Here is a 16,970-nt window from a genome sequence, read left to right on the forward strand (position 1 = left end):
TCGCGACGACGCGCTCCGCCGACTGCTCCAGGATCACGACACCCATCTTCTCGTCGAGCTCGCCGAGCGTGATGGTCCATGGGGGGAAAGACTCCTGGTTCATCGCCTGTGAACTCCTCGTGGTCGGGTACCGGGTGAGCGCAACTCTAGCGGCGGCACGTCCGCCGGTACCGCCGCCACATAACAATAGGGTCACGTCCGATACCGTGATCGGCGTCTGACCTGCGGCGATAGTCCAGCTTTTTCCCATCCCGTGGTGGTGGAAGCGCTCCCACTTGACAGTGCCGTACGTCACAGTCAGGATGAGTGGCACGTCGTGAGAGCGCTCCCACCGGAACTGATCTGCCGGAGGACGGCGATCCCGCCGACATCATCATCCCGCGTCGGCGGCGGGCTCCGGGTGCTCCCGCAACCCGCTGCCGCCAACCCACCGGAGGCCGCCGACAAGGATCGGCCCCGGCCCGAACCCGTCCGGACACTGCGTCCGCCAGGGATGCTCACCCGAGTCCGCTGCAACCGGCGGCGGAATCAAGCTGACAAAGGAGTCAACCGTGCACAGCAGAGCACGCATCACCGCACTTTCCGCTACGGCGGCATGCCTCGCCCTGGCCCTCACCGCCTGTGGATCCGGCGGTTCGGACAACGCCGGAGTCGAAGGCGAGACCGGTACGGACGACGTCACCCTCTCCGTCGGGACGTTCAACGAATTCGGCTACGAGGAGCTCTTCGAGGAGTACGAGCAGCTCAACCCGAACGTCACGATCAATCACAAGAAGGCCGCCACCTCCAACGAGGCCCGCGACAATCTCACCACCCGTCTGGCCGCAGGGTCCGGGCTGTCCGACATCGAAGGCATCGAGGTCGACTGGCTGCCCGAGCTGCTCGAGTTCCCCGACCAGTTCGCCGACCTCACCGACCCGGCCGTCGAGGGCCGCTGGCTCGACTGGAAGACGGAAGCCGCCACCACGGAGGACGGACAGCTCATCGGGTACGGCACCGACGCCGGCCCCCAGGGCGTGTGCTACCGGGCCGACCTGTTCGAGAAGGCCGGGCTGCCCAGCGATCGCGAGTCCGTCGCCGCGTTGCTCGACGGCTCCTGGCAGGACTACTTCGACGCCGGTAAGGAATTCGTGGCCGCCAGCGACGGCGTCGCGTGGTTCGATTCCGCCGGCGCCACCTACCAGGGCATGATCAACCAGGTCCAGAACGCCTACGAGGACAACGACGGCACGGTGATCGCCACCGAGAACCCCGAGGTCAAGGACATCTACGAGCAGGTCCTCCAGGCGTCCGTCACGGACGGGCTCTCCGCGCACCTCACGCAGTGGGAGGACGACTGGGTGGCGAGCTTCCAGTCCGACGCGTTCGCTACGAAGCTCTGCCCGGGCTGGATGCTCGGAGTCATCGAGGGCAACGCCGAGGGCGTCGAGGGCTGGGACATCGCCGATGTCTTCCCCGGCGGCGGCGGCAACTGGGGCGGCTCCTACCTGACCGTCCCCACCCAGGGCGAGAACCAGGCTGAGGCGAAGAAGCTCGCCGAGTGGCTGACCGCCCCGGAGCAGCAGATCAAGGCCTTCGAGTCGAAGGGCACGTTCCCCAGCCAGGTCGAGGCGCTCGAGAGCGAGGAGCTGCAGGGACAGGTCGATCCGTTCTTCAACGACGCACCCACCGGCCAGATTCTCGCCAATCGGGCCACCGCCGTCGAGGTCACGCCGTTCAAGGGCCCCAAGTACTTCGCCATCAACGATGCGATGCAGCAGGCCCTGACCCGTGTCGACGTCGACGAGACCGATGACCCCGCCTCCTCCTGGGAGAAGTTCACCACCGCTGTGGGCGCTCTGTAGCCGATGGCCGTCACGGACCGGGTCCAATCCCCACCTCCCAACACGAATCGGCGGACCTCACGCGAGACTCGCGTGAAGCGCCTGGCCTTCTCCCAGAAGGTGTCGAAGTGGGACGTCAAGCTGTCTCCGTATCTCTACATCTCACCGTTCTTCCTGCTCTTCGCCATCACGGGCCTGTTCCCCCTGCTCTACACGGCATGGGTCTCGCTCCACAGCTGGAACCTCATCGGGGGCCAGGGCGATTTCACGGCACTGGAGAACTACGAGTTCGTGCTCGCGCAGCCGTTCTTCTGGAACGCGGTAGGCAATACGTTCAGCATCTTCCTCCTCTCGTCCGTCCCGCAGGTCGTCCTTGCCATCGCCATCGCCGCGGTGCTCGACGCCAACCTGCGGGCCAGGACGTTCTGGCGGATGGGCGTCCTCGTCCCCTTCGTGGTGGCCCCCGTGGCCGTAGGGTTGATCTTCAACAACCTCTTCGCTGACCAGGCAGGCCTGTTCAACGAGCTGTTGACGGGGATAGGGCTGGACCCGGTCCGCTGGCACTCCGATTCACTCGCCAGCCACGCGGCGATCGCGACCATGGTGAACTTCCGGTGGACCGGGTACAACGCGCTGATCTTCCTCGCCGCCATGCAGGCCATCCCCCGGGACGTCTACGAGGCGGCGACCATCGACGGCGCCGGACGCCTCCGGCAGTTCTTCTCCGTCACCGTGCCGATGCTGCGCCCCACCATCATCTTCGTGGTCATCACAGCCACCATCGGCGGCCTGCAGATCTTCGACGAGGCCCGGGTCTTCGACCAGGCGGGTCTCGGCGGGGCGGACCGGCAATGGCAGACGCTGACCATGTACATCTGGGAGCTCGGCTGGGGCCAGCGCAACTTCGGCAGGGCCTCGGCGGTCGCCTGGCTCCTGTTCCTGATCATCGTCGTGATCGCGATGGCCAACTTCCTCATCACCCGCCGCATCGCGAACCAGGGAGGCCGACGATGAGCTCCATCCCCATGATCGAGCAGACCGCAGGGAAGGGCGCGGCCCGCGCCGCCCAGCGGGGCCTCGGCGCGCGACGCCGGGGTGCACCCGGCGGGACCATGCGCCGTCCCGGGTTCCTCACCTACGGGTTCCTCGGCGCGGTCATCCTCGGCTCGGTGTTCCCGCTCTGGTGGTCCTTCCTGGTCGGCAGCCATGACAGCTCCGTCATCAGCAAGGGCGTGCCGATGATCCCGGGCGGCAACTTCCTGGCCAACGCGGCATCGGTCCTGGACAGCATCCCGTTCTGGAAGGCGCTCAGCAACAGCATCATCGTCTCCACCGTCACGGCGGCATCCGTGGTGCTGTTCTCCACCCTCGCCGGCTTCGCCTTCGCCAAGCTCCGCTTCCGGGGCAGCAAGGGCCTGCTGGTGTTCGTGATCGCCACGATGGCGGTGCCCACCCAGCTCGGCGTGGTGCCGCTGTTCATCGTGATGGCGAAGCTCGGCTGGACCGGCTCGCTCTGGGCCGTCATCGTGCCCGGCATCGTGACGGCGTTCGGCGTCTTCTGGATGACCCAGTACCTGCGGGATGCCCTGCCGGACGAGCTCATCGAGGCCGTCCGGATCGACGGTGCCTCCATGATCCAGGCCTTTTGGTACGTTGGTCTCCCCGCGGCCCGACCGGCTGCGGCGATGCTCGCGCTGTTCACGTTCGTCGCCACCTGGACGAACTTCTTCTGGCCGTTCATCGTGCTGGATCCGTCCAACCCCACCCTCCCGGTGGCGCTGCAGCTGCTCCAGGCCGCGCACTTCGTCGATTACTCGATCGTGCTCGCCGGAGCGGTGCTCTCCACCATCCCGCTCCTGCTCCTCTTCGCCGTGGCGGGACGTCAACTCGTTTCAGGAATCATGCAAGGAGCAGTCAAAGGATGAGCAGCACCGACATCACCTTCCCCGAGGGTTTCCTCTGGGGAGCGGCGACAGCCGCCTACCAGATCGAGGGCGCCGCCCGGGAAGGCGGCAGGGGACCCTCCATCTGGGACACCTTCACCCGTGTCCCCGGAGCCGTGGCGGATGCACACAACGGCGACGTGGCCTGCGACCACTACCACCGGTCGGCCGACGACGTCGCACTGATGAAGAGCCTCAACCTGCAGGCCTACCGCTTCTCGACCTCGTGGTCGCGCTGCATGCCGGACGGGGTGACCCCGAACATCGAGGGCATCCGCTTCTACTCCACCCTCGTGGACCAGCTCATCGAAGCCGGCATCAAGCCATGGCTCACCCTGTACCACTGGGACCTGCCGCAGGCACTCGAGGACGAGGGCGGCTGGACGAACCGGGAGACGGCCTACCGGTTCGCGGAGTACGCGGCCGTCATGCACGAGGCGCTCGGTGACCGCGTCCGCATCTGGACCACCCTCAACGAGCCCTGGTGCGCGGCGTTCCTCGGCTACGCAGCCGGCGTGCACGCACCCGGACGGCAGGAGCCCACGGCAGCCCTCGCCGCTGCCCATCACCTGCTCCTCGGGCACGGACTCGCGACGCAGGAGCTCCGCCGACGCGACGCGGACGCGACGCTCGGCATCACGCTCAACTTCACGGTTGCCGATCCGCTCGATCCTTCCAGCGAGGCGGACCGCGACGCCGCGCGCCGGATCGACGGGCAGTTCAACCGCATCTTCGTCGATCCCGTGCTGCGCGGCGAGTACCCGGAGGACCTCCTCCGGGACGTCGAGCACCTCGGCCTGACGGATGCGATCCGGGACGGCGACCTCGCGATCATCGCAACGCCGATCGACGTCCTGGGCGTGAACTACTACCACGGCGAGGCCGTGACGAAGACGCCGTCGGACGAGGCTGCGCCCCAGGAGGGCCATGCCCCCCTCGAACGCCCGGTCTCCTCGCCCTACGTCGCCGCGCACGGCGTGCGCTCCGTCCCGCGCGGCCTGCCGGTCACCGCGATGGACTGGGAGGTTCAGCCCGAGGGCCTCCGCCGCCTGCTCAACCGGCTGCAGGACGAGTACACCGGGCCCGCGGGCATCCCCCTCTACATCACCGAGAACGGCGCCGCGTACGACGACACCGCGGACGGGTCCGGCTTCGTGGACGACCAGGATCGCCTCGCGTTCTTCGATGTCCACGTCCGCGCCATGAAGGACGCGATCGACGACGGCGTCGACCTGCGCGGCTACCTCGCCTGGTCGCTCATGGACAACTTCGAGTGGGCCTGGGGGTACCACCAGCGGTTCGGTCTGGTGCGCGTGGATTACGAGACCCAGGAACGGACGCCGAAGGCGAGTGCCCTCTGGTACGCGCGGCTCGCGGCCTCGAACCAGCTGCCGGAGCGCCCGTCGTCGCCGGACGCCGAGAAGGCCGGTGCCGTATTGTCGAGGTGATGAACACGTCGCCGCCCCGGTCGCTGCGCCCGACCACGGCCCGCCCGAGCCCCACGCTCGAGGACCTCGCCGTGGCGGCCGGGGTGTCGCGGTCCACGGCGTCCCGGGCCATCAACGGCGGCGATCGGGTCAGCCCCGAGGCGCAGGCGGCCGTGGACCGGGCCGTCGTCGCCCTCGGGTACATCCCGAACCGTGCGGCTCGCAGCCTGGTGACCCGCCGGACCTCCTCGATCGCCCTGGTGATCCCCGAGCCGGACGTCCGCGTCATGATGGATCCCTTCTTCGCCGTCGTCATCACCGGCATCACGGAGGCGCTCCGGGAGACCGACGTCCAACTGGTGCTGCTGATGTCGCGGACCGAGGACGACTCGTCCCGCACCCTGCGCTACCTGCGGGGCGGGCACGTCGACGGCGCCATCGTGGTCTCGCACCACAAGGCCGATTCCTGGGCCAGATCGCTGGCCGAGACCGGCCTTCCCACCATCTTCATCGGACGGCCGTGGGACATGGCGTTCGACGTCACCTATGTGGATACCGACAACGTCGGGGGCGGGCGCCTGGCCGCCCAGCACCTCGCGGGTATCGGGCGACGGCGCCTCGCCACGGTCGCCGGCCCCGCGGACATGACCGCCGCCGTCGACCGCCTCCGCGGCTGGCGAGCCGGTCTCGCCGACGCAGGGCTTCCCGACGGTCCCGTGGTCCACGCGGACTTCACCACGGACGGCGGCGCGGCCGCGGCTCGCCGGCTGCTCGCCGAGCACCCCGAGATCGACGGGATCTTCGCGGCCTCGGACCTCATGGCGCTCGGCGTGCTCGACGTCGTCCAGGCGGCGGGCAGGACGGTCCCGGGGGACATCGCGCTGGTCGGCTACGACAACCATGCCGTGGCGGAGACCGCGCCGACACCCCTGACCACCATCACCCAGCCCATGGTCCGGATGGCCGTGAAGGCCGGCACCATGCTGCTCGAGGAGATCGAGGCCCCGGGCTCGCACCCGGAGCCCGTCATCTACACCACGGAGCTGGTGGAGCGCGCCAGCACCGCGGTGGCGCCCACCGCGTCCGCGGCGAACGCGTAGTCCCAGGCCACGTCGCGCCAGCGGGAGTAGCGTCCGCTCGCTCCACCGTGGCCGCCGTCCAGCTCGGTCTTGAGGACGATCGGCTCGCTGCCGGTCGTCGTCTCGCGGAGCTGCGCCACCCACTTGGCGGGCTCGACGTAGAGCACCCGGGTGTCGTTGAAGCTGGTGACCGCCGCGATGCGCGGATAGGCCACGGGGCGGACGTTCTCGTAGGGCGTGTACTCCTTCATGTAGCGGTACACCTCCGCATCGGTGATGGGGTTCCCCCACTCCTCCCACTCGAGCGCCGAGAGGGGCAGCTCGGGATCGAGGATCGTGGTCAGGGCGTCGACGAACGGCACCTGCGCGACGATGGCCCGGTACTTCTCGGGTGCGAGGTTCGCGACGGCGCCCATGAGCAGCCCGCCCGCCGATCCGCCCATGGCCGCGATGCGGCCGGCGTCCACCCAGCCCGAGTCGGCGAGGTACGTGGTGGCGTCCACGAAATCGGTGAAGGTGTTCTTCTTCGCGAGCTTCTTGCCCTGGTCGTACCAGCTGCGACCCATCTCGCCGCCGCCGCGGATGTGCGCGGTGACGTAGATGATGCCCCGATCCAGCAGCGACAGCCTGGCGATCGAGAACGCAGGGTCCATACTCGCCTCGTAGCTGCCGTAGGCGTAGATGACGGCGGGGTTCGTACCGTCCTGGGACAGTTCCGCACGGCGGACGACCGAGAGCGGGATCAGGGTGCCGTCCGCGGCCGGCGCCCACTGGCGCTCCGCGACGTAGGAGGCGGGGTCGTAGCCGCCGCGCACCTCCGTCTCCTTGCGGAGTGCCAGCGTACCGTCCTCGAGGACGTAGTCGTACACGCGCGGCGGCGTGAGGTAGGAGGCGTAGGACAGCCGGATGATCGGGGAGTCGAACTCGGCGTTGGCGAGGTTGCTCGTGAACAGCTCCTCGTCGAAGTCCGGTTCCGTCGGCTGCCCCTGGTCCGGCGTCCCCAGGCCGGCGAGGGGAAGGACCTGCACCCGTTCGATCGTGTCCTTCCGCACCGACAGCACCACGTGCGTGCGGGTGACCGTGAGGCCGTTGACGCGCACAGCGTCGTCGTGGGCGAGCACCGTCGTCCACTCCTGGTCGGCGAGCGGCCTGGCGAATTCGGACGCCGCCACGAGGCTCACCATGGAGTTCTTCGCGTCGCGGTCGTGGGTCAGCAGGTAGTGCGGCACGCCCGCGATGGTGACCGGCTCGGCGTCGTACAGGATGCGCTCGTCGCGGGGGACCAGCGTGGTGAGCCCGGCCCCGGGATCCGCGAGGTCCAGGACACGGTACTCGCTGTACTCGGAACACCCGATGCTGATGAGGAGCTGCGTGCGGTCGGCCGACACCTCGAAGCCGGTCCACATCGCGACGTCGTCCTCCTGGTAGACGACGGCGTCCTCCTCGACCGGCGTGCCCAGGGTGTGCACCCGCACCTGGTAGGGGCGCCAGGAGTCGTCGACGACGGTGTAGTAGACGCGCGTCCCGTCGGGGGCGAAGGACAGTCCGTAGAAGACGTTCGGCACCTCGTCGGGGAGGAGCTCGCCCGTTCCGAGGTCCTTGATGCGCAGCGTGAAGCGCTCGTCACCCGCGTTGTCCTCACTGTACGCGAGCAGCGTGCCGTCCTCCGTGACGGACAGGCCGCCGAGGGAGAAGAAGGGCTTGCCCTCGGCGAGTTCGTTGCCGTCGAGGAGGATCTGTTCGCCCTCGACGGGCCGGCCGGGAACCACCTCGGGCGGCGTCCAGTCGCGGCCGAGATCCCCGGTGTCCTCCGCGGCCACGCGGCACTGGATGCCGTACTGCTTCCCCTCCTCGGTGCGCGAATAGTACCACCACCCCTTCTTGCGGGCGGGGACGGAGAGGTCGGTCTCCTGCGTGCGTTCCTTGATCTCGCCGAAGATGGCCTCGCGGAGCGGTTCCTGGTGGCGCGTGACGGCCTCCGCGTACCGGTTCTCGCGCTGGAGGTAGTCGATCAGCTCGGGGCTCTCCTTGTCGCGCATCCACTCGTAGGAGTCGACGAAGGTGTCGCCATGGTGCGTGCGCACATGGGGCACCTTGCTGGCCGGGGGCGGGACGGGGACGACGAGTGCGGTGGCATCAGCGGTCATGGTTCCCATCTTGCCACCGGCGCCACTGCCGCCAGGGCCCCACCGACCCCCGGGGAAGCCCTCCACCGTCCCTCCGCAGCCCCTTCGGGTGCCGCGCCGGCGCGTCCGGGAGCGGCCGGTTGACCCGGCCGGACGGGCGTGCAATTCTGGAGCAGGCTTTTACAGAACGAACGTTCGGTAATTCGCCGGCAGGACCACGACGACGAGGGAGACGACCATGGCCGAGGCTTTCCTGGTGGGCGGTGTCCGCACTCCCGTCGGCCGGTACGGCGGAGCCCTCTCCGGCGTCCGCCCGGACGACCTCGCGGCCCTCGTCCTCTCCGCCGTCGTGCAGCGCGCCGGCGTCGACCCCGCCACCGTGGACGAGGTGATCCTCGGCAACGCCAACGGCGCCGGGGAGGAGAACCGCAACGTGGCACGCCTGGCCTCGCTGCTCGCCGGCTACCCCGACAGCGTTCCCGGTATCACCGTCAACAGGCTCTGCGCCTCCGGCCTCTCGGCCATCATCATGGCATCCCACATGGTCCGGGCCGGGGCTGCGGATGTCGTCGTCGCCGGAGGCGTCGAATCAATGAGCCGCGCCCCGTGGGTGATGGAGAAGCCGGACAAGGCCTTCGCCCGGCCCGGCGCCGTCTTCGACACCTCGATCGGCTGGCGCTTCACGAACCCGTTGCTCGCCGCACGGGACAAGGCCACCTACTCGATGCCCGAGACGGCGGAGGAACTCGCGGCCCTGGACCGCATCACGCGCGAGGACGCCGATGCCTTCGCCCTGCGCTCCCACCAGCGCGCCCTCGCCGCCATGCAGGCGGGACGGTTCGACGACGAGATCGTGCCCGTCCAGATCAACCGCGGCAGGACCTCGTTCTCCATGGACACCGACGAGGGGCCCCGCGAGGACACCACCCTCGAAGTCCTCGCGAAGCTGCGACCCGTCGTCCGGCCGGACGGCATCGTCACGGCCGGGAACTCGAGTTCGCTCAACGACGGCGCCTCCGCCGTCGTCGTCGCCTCCGAAGCGGCCGTGGAGCGCTACGGCCTGACGCCGCGTGCGCGCATCCTCGAGGGCGCGTCCGCGGGCGTCCCGCCGGAGGTCATGGGGATCGGGCCGGTCCCGGCCACGCACAGGGTGCTCGAACGCACGGGCCTGTCCATCGCCGACCTCGGCGCCGTCGAACTCAACGAGGCGTTCGCCACGCAGTCGCTCGCCTGCATCCGCCGCCTCGGCCTCGACGAGGAGATCGTCAACCGCGACGGCGGCGCGATCGCCCTCGGCCACCCGCTCGGCTCGTCGGGCGCCCGGATCGCGGTCACGCTGCTCGGCCGGCTCGAGCGCGAACTGTCCGGCCCCGCGCGGCGCCTCGGCCTCGCGACGATGTGCGTCGGCGTGGGGCAGGGCACGGCCCTGCTCGTGGAGGCCGTCTGATGCCCGCCGCTCTCCGGGTCACCGAGGGGGAGGCGCGGCTCGTCGTCGAACTGCACCGGCCCGAGGTCCGCAATGCGATCGACCGGCAGATGGTCGACGAACTCCACACCGTCTGCAGTGACCTCGAGCGCGCCCCGCGCACGCTCATCCTCCTGGGGTCCGACGGCGTCTTCGCGTCGGGCGCCGACATCGCCGAGCTGCGGGAGCGGCGGCGCGACGACGCCCTCGCAGGGATCAACTCGACGCTCTTCGCGCGGATCGCCGCCCTCCCCATGCCCGTCATCGCCGCCCTCGACGGCTACGCCCTCGGCGGCGGAGCGGAACTCGCCTTCGCCGCCGACTTCCGGCTCGGCACGCCCCGCCTGAGGATCGGCAATCCGGAGACGGGCCTCGGCATCCTCCCGGCTGCCGGCGCGACCTGGCGCCTCAGGGAGCTCGTGGGGGAGCCCCTCGCACTGGAGATCCTCCTGGCCGGTCGCATCCTGACCGCCGAGGAGGCGCTCGACGCGCGGCTCATCACCGCGATCCACGCCCCGGAGGACCTCCTGCCGGCCGCACACGACCTCGCGGACCGGATCGGCCGGCAGGACCCGCTGGCCGTGCGGATCACCAAGAGCGTGTTCCATGCCCCACGGGAGGCCCATCCCCTGATCGACCAGCTGGCGCAGGCCGTCCTGTTCGAATCCGAGGCGAAGTTCGACCGCATGCAGCGGTTCCTGGACCGGAAGAAGGGCTCATGAGCGGATTCCCCACCCGTGTCGGCGTACTCGGTGGCGGGCGGATGGGCGCGGGCATCGCGCACGCCTTCTGCCTCGCCGGGTCCGACGTCGTCGTCGTCGAGCGCGACGAGGAGGCCGCATCGGCCGGGCTCGGGCGCGTGACGCAGGCCCTCGCGCGCAGCGTGGAGCGCGGGACGACGACGGAGGACCTCGACCGGCTGTCCGCACGGATCTCCGTCTCCACCGACTACGCCGCCTTCGCGCCCTGCTCGCTCGTCGTCGAGGCGGTCCCGGAGGACCTCGGCCTGAAGCGGCAGGCGTTGCGGGCGGTCGAGGACGTGCTCGACGGCGCCGCCTGGCTCGCGACGAACACCTCGTCCCTGTCCGTGGACGCGCTCGCGGCCGTGCTGCAGCGGCCCGAGCGGTTCTGCGGACTCCACTTCTTCAACCCGGTCCCGGCGTCGACCCTGATCGAGGTGGTCCTCGGAGCGGCGACGTCAGCGGCGCTCGAAGCGGCCGCGCGGTCCTGGGTGGACGCGCTCGGCAAGACGCCCGTCGTCGTGCGTGACACCCCGGGGTTCGCGAGCTCGCGGCTCGGTGTCGCCATCGCCCTCGAGGCCATGCGGATGCTCGAGGAGGGCGTGGCGACGGCGGAGGACATCGATGCGGCGATGGTCCTCGGCTACAGGCACCCCGTGGGTCCGCTCCGCACCACCGACATCGTGGGACTGGACGTGCGCCTCGGCATCGCGGAGTACCTCGAATCCACGCTCGGTCCACGCTTCGCCCCACCCGCGATCCTGCGCGAGAAGGTGGCGCAGGGCCGGCTCGGACGCAAGAGCGGCCAGGGCTTCTTCGACTGGGACGACGCCCCGCCGTCGCCCGTCCCCCCGACCCGGCAGGACCCGACCCCACAGGAACAGGCCGGTACGCGCCCGGCGTTCCAGCAGCACGAGTGAAAGGCGAGCGGACCATGACAACCGCCCCGGAACGAGTACAGATCGACGTCGTCCCCAGCTTCCTCGAGGACGCCTGGTGGACCCCCGACCGCTCGGCAGCGGAGGGCGACGGCACGGTGGTCCGTGATGCCAGCACGGGCGAGGAACTCGCCGTCGTCAGCACGGCCGGCATCGACACCGCGGCCGCCGTCCGGTTCGCGCGGACCACGGGGCAGGCGGCCCTGGGCCGCCTCACCTTCCACGAGCGCGCACTGAAGCTCAAGGAGCTCGCGCAGCACCTCAATGCGCACCGCGAGCCGCTCTACGAGCTGTCCGCGAAGACCGGAGCCACGAAGGTCGACTCCATGGTGGACATCGACGGCGGCATCGGCGTCCTGTTCACCTTCGGGTCCAAGGGCCGCCGGGAGCTGCCGAACTCCCACGTCATCGTCGACGGCCCGCCCGAGGTGCTGTCCAAGGACGGCTCGTTCCTCGGGACGCACATCCACACGCGCATACCGGGCGTCGCCGTCCAGATCAACGCCTTCAACTTCCCGGTGTGGGGCATGCTCGAGAAGCTCGCTCCCGCGTTCCTCGCCGGCGTGCCGACCATCGTGAAGCCCGCCACGCCCACGGGCTTCCTCGCGGCGGCCGTCGTGAAGCTGATCATCGGCTCGGCGATCCTCCCCGAGGGCTCCCTGCAGCTCGTCTCCGGGCCCGCCCGCGACATCCTCGACCACCTCGACTATCGCGACCTCGTGTCCTTCACCGGTTCGGCGTCCACCGCGAACCACCTGAAGTCCCACCCCTCGGTGGCCCGTGGCGGCGTGCGGTTCACGTGCGAGACGGACTCGCTGAATGCGGCCATCCTCGGCCCCGACGCCGTTCCCGGCACCCCCGAGTTCGACGCCTTCGTGAAATCGCTGGTCACCGAGATGACCGTCAAGGCCGGCCAGAAATGCACCAGTATCCGCCGGTCCATCGTGCCCGAGGCCCTCGTCGACGACGTCGTCCGCGCGGCGGGCGACCGCATCCGGTCGCGGGTCACGCTCGGCGACCCGCGCGCCGAAGGGGTCACCATGGGAGCGCTCGCCTCGCTCGAGCAGCTCGAGGGCGTGCACGGCTCGGTGCGGGAACTGCTGGCCTCGGGTGGGGCCGTCGCGTTCGGATCGCTCGACGCGCCGGAGGTGCTGCGTGCCGACAACACCCGGGGCACGGTCCCGGGCGGCGCGTTCATGGAGCCCCTGCTCCTCACCTGGGAGGACGTGGAGGCAGGCGCCCTCCACTCCGTCGAGGCGTTCGGGCCGGTCGCCTCCGTCATCGGCTACGCCGATCTGTCCCATGCCGTGCACCTGGCGGCCCTCGGCTCGGGGTCCCTCGTAGCGACCGTGTGCACCAACGATCCGGCGGTGGCCCAGGAGCTGGTGATGGGCATCGCCGCGCATCACGGTCGCGTGCTGATCCTCAACCGCGAGGACGCCCGGACGTCCACCGGGCACGGCTCGCCCGTGCCGCATCTCGTGCACGGCGGCCCGGGACGGGCGGGCGGCGGTGAGGAACTCGGCGGCATGCGCTCGGTCCTGCACCACATGCAGCGCACGGCGGTGCAGGGATCCCCGAACATGCTCACCGCCATCACGGGGGAGTGGCACACGGGCGCGGACCGCCGGTTCGACGACGTCCACCCGTTCCGCAAGGACCTCGCGGCGCTGCGGATCGGCGACGCCGTGCGCTCTGAGCTCCGCGAGGTGACGCTGGCGGACATCACCGCGTTCGCCGAGACGACGGGTGACACGTTCTACGCCCACACGAACGAGGAAGCGGCGGCCGCCAATCCCTTCTTCCCCGGGATCGTGGCGCACGGCTACCTGCTGCTGTCCTGGGGTGCGGGCCTGTTCGTCGACCCCGCTCCGGGGCCCGTCCTTGCCAACTACGGGCTGGAGAACCTCCGGTTCATCACGCCCGTCGCCGCGGGCGACTCGATCCGTGTGACCCTGACCGCGAAGCGCATCACGCCGCGCGAGACGGACGAGTACGGCGAGGTGGTCTGGGACGCCGTCCTGCAGAACCAGGACGACGAGCTCGTGGCGACCTACGACGTCCTGACCCTCGTGCAGAAGTAGCGGCGGATGGGCCCGTCCGGCCGGGCTGACGGCGGGTTCCTCCCACTGATCAGGGCGAGTCGGCGGGCATGGTCGGACATTCCCACCGAACGGCCCCCATCAGTGGGGGGAACGTGTCGCGAGGGTGGCCCGTACGAGCTGGATGAACTGCCCGGGAGCATCGAAGAGCAGGCTCCGGGTCACGCGGAGGACAGGGACTCCCCGGGTGGTGAGGATGTTCCACCGGCGGCGGTCCTCCTCGAACTCCCGCCGGTCGCTGTGGTGCTGCCGTCCATCGGCCTCGATGCCGAGAACGCCGTCGACGAAGAGATCGAGGCGGCCCACCCCCGGGATGTGCACCTGCGACGAGATCTGGAAGCCGGCCCTGAGGAGGTGGTACCGGGCGACCGTCTCCAGGATCGACTCGGCGTGCGGATCCACCGATCCCACGATCCGGCGAACGGAGCCGGATCTGCGCCCCAGGGCCTGCCCCCGCAGGTCCTCGAGCGACACCGAGCCGCGGACCACGGCGGACTCGACGATGCACAGGGCATCGAGTTCGGGGAGGCAGCGCATCACCTGCAGGCACACCGTGAGGTCGGAGACGGGACGGGCAGCACGATGAACCCGCACCCGGTCACTGTCGATCCCATGCCCGGAGTCGGTTGTGACATGCAGCAGGCGGGGTGGACGAAGCACCCATAGCCCCCGGAGCTGCGCGGCGCTGATGCATCCCAGCTCGCTGCCCAGGGACAGCGCCGTCCGCGCTCCGGCGTCGTGGTCCGGCAGGGCGTAGACGCCACGGGCGACCCGGAGCACGACGCCGTTCCGCACCGCCCTGGTGAGGAGGGCGGCGGAGGCGCCCGCTGCCAGGAGATCGCGTGCTCGCGCGACTCCGCCTGATCGGGCCAGCAGCGCGACGACGTCCATGGCAGCAGCATGATGCCTCGGCCGGGTGCGGCTCTCGTGGTGCGGGTCTATGTGGGCGACACGTGTGCCCACTGATCGGGGTCGATCGGTGGGCATGTTCGGGAACCCCCACCGAACGGAGCCCGTCGGTGGGAGGAACGTGCAGGCAGCAGCGTGTATCAGGAAGGAGCGGGCAGCAGCGTGTAGCAGGAAGGAGCGGGCAGCAGCGTTGCGAACAGGCAGCAGCGTGTAGCGGGAAGCAGCAGGCAGCAGCGTGTAGCAGGAAGCAGGAAGCAGGAAGCAGGAAGCAGGAAGGAGCAGGCAATAGCCAGGGCGCAGCAGGTCAGCGCCGGTGCAGCCCGTCGAACACCATGACGATGACGTCGTCGGCCAGTTTGTCCGCCGAGAGGGGACCGCCCGGCCTGTACCATTCGACGATCGAGTTGATGGTCCCGAAGATAAGGCGCGTGGTGGTCCGTGGGTCGATGTCGCCCCGGATGGATCCCTCGTGGCGGGCGGCGTCGACCAGGCCCGCCACCGTGCGGTCGAAGGTCCGGCGCCGGTCGAGGGCATCCCTCTCCACGTCCGTGTTGCCGCGCAGCCGCAGCAGGAGGGTCACGAAGGGCAGCCGCTCGGTGAGGACGGCGATGGTCCCGCGCAGGACGAACTCCAGGCGCTCGTCCGCCGGGCCCGCACTCGCCCGCGCATCCTCGAGGACCGACTCGAGACCGCCCAGGGCATGGTCCAGGGCCAGCCGCAGGAGGTCGCCCTTCGACGGCACGTGGTGGTAGATGGCGGACTTGCTGATGCCGAGTTCCTCGGCCAGCATCCCCATCGACGTCGCCTCGTACCCGTGGCGGTTGAACGCGGCGACGGCGACCGCCAGGACCGACTGCTGGTCGTAGCCCGGCCGCCCGCGACGGGTAGGGATCGGAGTGGGCCCGGCGACAGTCATACCGCCATTTTTACACGACCGTTCGGTCGGTCCCGCGCCCCCGGACCTGCCGCAGCGCACCAAGAATCACTAGTTTGTCTAATAATGCGTATGCTTACTACGACATCCTGACCCGCCTCCGAGAGGGCGCCTCCGTGCCGACCACATCCTGGGAACTCCGACTGCGAGCGCTCGCAACCTTCCTGGCCCTCGAGGGCCGGGAACCCGCTGTCCGTGCCGCGGTCCCCGGCGAGCACCGGCTCGCGCTCTGGCTCGACGAGCAGCGCAGATCGGCGCATGCGGGTCGGCTTTCCGCTGACCGCACGGAGCAGCTGCGTGCCGCCGGGCTCCTGGCGTCCCCGACGCAGGGCGCGCCGACCAAGGGCGGCGTGGCCTGGCTGAAGATCGCGAGCATCGCTGAATTCCTCGAGGAGGAGGGGCGCCTGCCGTCCCTGGCGGCGCCGAGGTCGGCGGGCGAGAAGCGCCTGGCGGCATGGCTGCACGCGCAGTCGACCGGGGGCACCAGGGATGCGGACGTCGCCGTCGCACTCCGCGCGATCCTCGACGCCGCCGGTGCCGACCGGGCCCCGTCCCTCGCACACGTCGGCTGAATCCCGGGTCCCGCCTCGGCGCCGCCCTTACGCAGAGAGCGGGCCGGTGGTATTTTCGGCTCATCGGCGGCGCGTTCGCGACAGGCTACCCCGACGTCGAGGGGAGCTCCGGGCGGTCTGCGTCGCCCGAGGGAGAACCATGGAGAGCCTGATGGCGGCAGGCGGCAAAGCCACGGTGGCGTTGGTCTCGGACGACCTGCAGCACCTGGAGTGGATCGAGCGAGCGTGCATCACACCCGAGGACGCGTACTCCGTCCTCGCCGCCAGCCGCCGCCTCTCCCGTGGACGCCCCTACGCGATCCTCGTCGACATGACGAACATCGTCGCCCTTCCCCCCGGTGCGCGCGCCGTCTTCAATGCCGAGTCCCTCGTCGTGGCGGCCGCCCTCCTGGGCGACGGGCCCATGGACGAGGTGCTGGCCGCGGGCGCGTGCAGGGCCATCCATCCCACCCGGTACTTCACCTCCGAAGCGAGTGCGCTCGCGTGGCTGCGCGCCTTCCTGGTGGAGACCGATCTGCCGTTCGCGGACCCCCGGTTCCGTTGACTGCCCCTCGCCGACCTCCCTATACTGAACGAACGGTCGGTAAATAAGCCGGGCGGTCCAGATGAGCGAGGTAGGCACGATGACGGCTACAGCGATGAACGCAGGAACGCACACGGACCACGACGTCGAGGGCGAGAGGCTGTTCAACGACCTCATCGCGCAGGACTCACGCATCGAGCCGCGTGACTGGATGCCGGCCGACTACCGCAAGTCGCTCACCCGCCAGATCTCCCAGCACGCGCACTCCGAGATCATCGGCATGCAGCCGGAGGCGAACTGGATCACGCGCGCACCGTCGCTCAAGCGCAAGGCCGTGCTGATGGCGAAGGTCCAGGACGAGGCGGGTCACGGACAGGCTCGTGAAAACC

At 69.9% G+C, this 16,970-nt stretch carries 15 protein-coding genes; 12 read left to right on the top strand and 3 right to left on the bottom strand.

Going from position 1 to position 16,970, the window contains the following annotated elements; genetic code table 11:
• Positions 1-551: 551 nt before the first annotated feature.
• Genes CVO76_RS01175 through CVO76_RS01195 form a run of 5 tightly spaced genes read left to right on the top strand, consistent with a single transcriptional unit; the run spans position 552 to position 6,293 of the window.
• On the top strand, positions 552-1,844 hold the full coding sequence (locus CVO76_RS01175; protein WP_133081149.1) for an extracellular solute-binding protein: 1,293 nt from the start codon (positions 552-554) through the stop codon (positions 1,842-1,844).
• A gap of 3 nt (positions 1,845-1,847) precedes the next feature.
• Positions 1,848-2,837 carry a carbohydrate ABC transporter permease gene (locus tag CVO76_RS01180; protein ID WP_208740396.1) on the top strand — a complete coding sequence of 330 codons (990 nt, stop codon included), beginning with the start codon at positions 1,848-1,850 and terminating at the stop codon, positions 2,835-2,837.
• A complete protein-coding gene (locus CVO76_RS01185) occupies positions 2,834-3,748 on the top strand; it encodes a carbohydrate ABC transporter permease (protein ID WP_133081147.1) in 915 nt (304 codons plus the stop codon). The genes CVO76_RS01180 and CVO76_RS01185 overlap by 4 nt, the downstream gene beginning before the upstream one ends.
• On the top strand, positions 3,745-5,214 hold the full coding sequence (locus CVO76_RS01190; RefSeq protein ID WP_133081146.1) for a GH1 family beta-glucosidase: 1,470 nt from the start codon (positions 3,745-3,747) through the stop codon (positions 5,212-5,214). The genes CVO76_RS01185 and CVO76_RS01190 overlap by 4 nt, the downstream gene beginning before the upstream one ends.
• Positions 5,214-6,293, top strand: a complete 1,080-nt coding sequence (locus CVO76_RS01195) for a LacI family DNA-binding transcriptional regulator (RefSeq protein ID WP_133081145.1) — start codon at positions 5,214-5,216, stop codon at positions 6,291-6,293. The genes CVO76_RS01190 and CVO76_RS01195 overlap by 1 nt, the downstream gene beginning before the upstream one ends.
• On the opposite strand, the gene CVO76_RS01200 is transcribed toward CVO76_RS01195, so the two are convergent.
• Positions 6,224-8,428: a S9 family peptidase gene (locus CVO76_RS01200; RefSeq protein ID WP_432206115.1), complete on the bottom strand. Its 2,205-nt coding sequence runs from the start codon at positions 8,426-8,428 to the stop codon at positions 6,224-6,226. The two genes, CVO76_RS01195 and CVO76_RS01200, sit on opposite strands and share 70 nt — an antisense overlap.
• Before the next feature lie 208 nt (positions 8,429-8,636).
• Between CVO76_RS01200 and CVO76_RS01205 the strand changes: the two genes are divergently transcribed.
• Genes CVO76_RS01205 through paaZ form a run of 4 tightly spaced genes read left to right on the top strand, consistent with a single transcriptional unit; the run spans position 8,637 to position 13,625 of the window.
• Entirely contained in the window at positions 8,637-9,845 is a 1,209-nt protein-coding gene (locus CVO76_RS01205; protein ID WP_208740398.1) for an acetyl-CoA C-acyltransferase, read from the top strand.
• Positions 9,845-10,585 (top strand): enoyl-CoA hydratase/isomerase family protein, encoded by a 741-nt coding sequence (locus CVO76_RS01210; protein WP_208740399.1) that lies wholly within the window; start codon positions 9,845-9,847, stop codon positions 10,583-10,585. Before CVO76_RS01205 ends, CVO76_RS01210 begins: the two co-directional genes overlap by 1 nt.
• Positions 10,582-11,523, top strand: a complete 942-nt coding sequence (locus CVO76_RS01215) for a 3-hydroxyacyl-CoA dehydrogenase family protein (RefSeq protein ID WP_208740400.1) — start codon at positions 10,582-10,584, stop codon at positions 11,521-11,523. The genes CVO76_RS01210 and CVO76_RS01215 overlap by 4 nt, the downstream gene beginning before the upstream one ends.
• Positions 11,524-11,537: 14 nt before the next feature.
• On the top strand, positions 11,538-13,625 hold the full coding sequence (gene paaZ / locus CVO76_RS01220) for a phenylacetic acid degradation bifunctional protein PaaZ (protein WP_208740401.1): 2,088 nt from the start codon (positions 11,538-11,540) through the stop codon (positions 13,623-13,625).
• 99 nt (positions 13,626-13,724) lie between these two features.
• On the opposite strand, the gene CVO76_RS01225 is transcribed toward paaZ, so the two are convergent.
• Together CVO76_RS01225 and CVO76_RS01230 are read right to left on the bottom strand one after the other, a co-directional pair.
• Complete coding sequence (locus tag CVO76_RS01225) at positions 13,725-14,534, bottom strand: type IV toxin-antitoxin system AbiEi family antitoxin domain-containing protein (protein WP_208740402.1); 810 nt, start codon at positions 14,532-14,534, stop codon at positions 13,725-13,727.
• 322 nt (positions 14,535-14,856) lie between these two features.
• On the bottom strand, positions 14,857-15,468 hold the full coding sequence (locus tag CVO76_RS01230; RefSeq protein WP_133081138.1) for a TetR/AcrR family transcriptional regulator: 612 nt from the start codon (positions 15,466-15,468) through the stop codon (positions 14,857-14,859).
• Positions 15,469-15,542: 74 nt separating this feature from the next.
• On the opposite strand from CVO76_RS01230, the gene CVO76_RS01235 reads away from it, so the two are divergent.
• The 3 genes from CVO76_RS01235 to CVO76_RS01245 form a co-directional block, all read left to right on the top strand.
• Positions 15,543-16,058, top strand: a complete 516-nt coding sequence (locus CVO76_RS01235; RefSeq protein ID WP_208740403.1) for a helicase associated domain-containing protein — start codon at positions 15,543-15,545, stop codon at positions 16,056-16,058.
• A gap of 139 nt (positions 16,059-16,197) precedes the next feature.
• Positions 16,198-16,602 (top strand): hypothetical protein, encoded by a 405-nt coding sequence (locus CVO76_RS01240; protein WP_208740404.1) that lies wholly within the window; start codon positions 16,198-16,200, stop codon positions 16,600-16,602.
• A 94-nt stretch (positions 16,603-16,696) separates the two neighbouring features.
• Positions 16,697-16,970 (top strand): Phenylacetic acid catabolic protein (locus CVO76_RS01245; protein WP_208741659.1); only part of this gene is annotated, 274 nt, incomplete at its 3' end.

The sequence above is a fragment of the Arthrobacter agilis genome (assembly GCF_002953615.1).
In the GTDB taxonomy this organism is placed as follows: domain Bacteria; phylum Actinomycetota; class Actinomycetes; order Actinomycetales; family Micrococcaceae; genus Arthrobacter_D; species Arthrobacter_D agilis_B.

What these genes read in the sequence shown, in the direction of transcription:
- CVO76_RS01180 (WP_208740396.1), top strand. Translation starts at nt 1,848, where the DNA reads ATGGCCGTCACGGACCGGGTCCAATCCCCACCTCCCAACACGAATCGG.
- CVO76_RS01185 (WP_133081147.1), top strand. Translation starts at nt 2,834, where the DNA reads ATGAGCTCCATCCCCATGATCGAGCAGACCGCAGGGAAGGGCGCGGCC.
- CVO76_RS01190 (WP_133081146.1), top strand. Translation starts at nt 3,745, where the DNA reads ATGAGCAGCACCGACATCACCTTCCCCGAGGGTTTCCTCTGGGGAGCG.
- CVO76_RS01195 (WP_133081145.1), top strand. Translation starts at nt 5,214, where the DNA reads ATGAACACGTCGCCGCCCCGGTCGCTGCGCCCGACCACGGCCCGCCCG.
- CVO76_RS01200 (WP_432206115.1), bottom strand. Translation starts at nt 8,428, where the DNA reads ATGGGAACCATGACCGCTGATGCCACCGCACTCGTCGTCCCCGTCCCG.
- CVO76_RS01205 (WP_208740398.1), top strand. Translation starts at nt 8,637, where the DNA reads ATGGCCGAGGCTTTCCTGGTGGGCGGTGTCCGCACTCCCGTCGGCCGG.
- CVO76_RS01210 (WP_208740399.1), top strand. Translation starts at nt 9,845, where the DNA reads ATGCCCGCCGCTCTCCGGGTCACCGAGGGGGAGGCGCGGCTCGTCGTC.
- CVO76_RS01215 (WP_208740400.1), top strand. Translation starts at nt 10,582, where the DNA reads ATGAGCGGATTCCCCACCCGTGTCGGCGTACTCGGTGGCGGGCGGATG.
- paaZ (WP_208740401.1), top strand. Translation starts at nt 11,538, where the DNA reads ATGACAACCGCCCCGGAACGAGTACAGATCGACGTCGTCCCCAGCTTC.
- CVO76_RS01225 (WP_208740402.1), bottom strand. Translation starts at nt 14,534, where the DNA reads ATGGACGTCGTCGCGCTGCTGGCCCGATCAGGCGGAGTCGCGCGAGCA.
- CVO76_RS01230 (WP_133081138.1), bottom strand. Translation starts at nt 15,468, where the DNA reads ATGACTGTCGCCGGGCCCACTCCGATCCCTACCCGTCGCGGGCGGCCG.
- CVO76_RS01240 (WP_208740404.1), top strand. Translation starts at nt 16,198, where the DNA reads ATGGAGAGCCTGATGGCGGCAGGCGGCAAAGCCACGGTGGCGTTGGTC.